1 pseudogene is annotated in these 1,269 nt (G+C 55.1%); it reads left to right on the top strand.

Annotated elements, in window-relative coordinates:
• Positions 1–1,179, top strand: a pseudogene (locus tag CHB75_RS21195) (IS110 family RNA-guided transposase); the annotation flags it as partial.
• Between the last annotated feature and the right edge of the window lie 90 nt (positions 1,180–1,269).

The following is a 1,269-nucleotide window of genomic DNA, read 5'->3' as shown; positions in this document are numbered from 1 at the left end:
CTAAGGCCCGCCATGAAGTCTTCATCGCTATTCCAGGTAGGACGCGCCGCCGCCGCCTGACTGTTCTAAACCAACTCGACGACGTCAACCGATTGATCGGCACACTCTCGGATTATGGCCGTCCTGTGCGCGTGGCGTTTGAAGCCACGGGCAATTACCATCGCGCTTTGGCGTATCGGCTCGGCGTCGCTGGTTTCGAGGTAAAGTTTGTGTCTTCGGTCGCATTGGCACGGACCCGTGAGGCCTTGAACAACAGCTGGGACAAGAACGACCCGAAAGACGCGCAGGTCATCCTGCACATGATGCAGATCGGGAACGAGCAATTCTATCACGATCCAATGCTTTGTGGCACGAACGACCTGCAGGAACTATCCAAGACACACGACATTGTCTCGCGCTCGAAGACCGAACTTTGGCACCGGGTCCTGACCCATTACCTGCCGCTGTATTTCTCTGAAGCTGATCGTTTCCACCGCAGCTCTCGCAGCGATTGGTTCTTCGCTTTTCTGGAGCGCTATCCGTCACCTCACTTTATCTCTGCCATGGATCAAGAGACATTTCTCGCCGATGCTTGGGACGTGGTCGGACGCAAAGTATCAAAAGAACGTTTTTTTTGCAGATATTTATCAGACCGCCAAGTCATCTGTAGGGCTGCCCATTGCTCCAGACTCTGACGCCGCCAGGATGTTTCGTTTGGTCTTGAGTGAAGGGCGAAGCCTGATCGCGCAACGCAATCAGATTGAGGATCGTGCCGTCGAGCTGCTCAAGAACAACGACGACTACCAACTGCTGACATCCATCCCGGGGATCGGCCCGATCAATGCGCTGACCATCCTGGCGGAGGCAGGCGATCTGCGCCGCTTTCAGCATCACCGCCAATTTCTAAAATTTTGCGGTATGGATCTGGCAACCATCCAGTCCGGCACGTTCCGCGGCCAAACCAAGCTGTCAAAATACGGCAATGCCCGACTGCGTCGAGCCCTGTGGATGGCCGGTCAGGTGGCAATCATCCAGCGCACCAACAGTTTCCGAGACAAGTTCGAGCGTTACATCGCCAAGGACCGTCAAAACACACATTTGCGCCGCAAGGCGTATACCGCAATCGCCGCCAAGATGGCCCGTACTGTTCATGGGATCATCAAACATGGCGAGCCCTATCGCCCCTTCTTTGAGGGGTGATCGATCGCAGAAGGACCTTTCTCTGTAAGGGCCGTAGAGGCGACCATTCGAACTCGTAGATAATGTTCAGGCCTTCTGTGTTAGCGAACC

This window comes from Puniceibacterium sediminis, assembly GCF_900188035.1.
Lineage (GTDB): Bacteria > Pseudomonadota > Alphaproteobacteria > Rhodobacterales > Rhodobacteraceae > Puniceibacterium > Puniceibacterium sediminis.
Note: the sequence above shows the minus strand (reverse complement) of the source record. Positions and strands in the feature narration are given on the sequence as shown.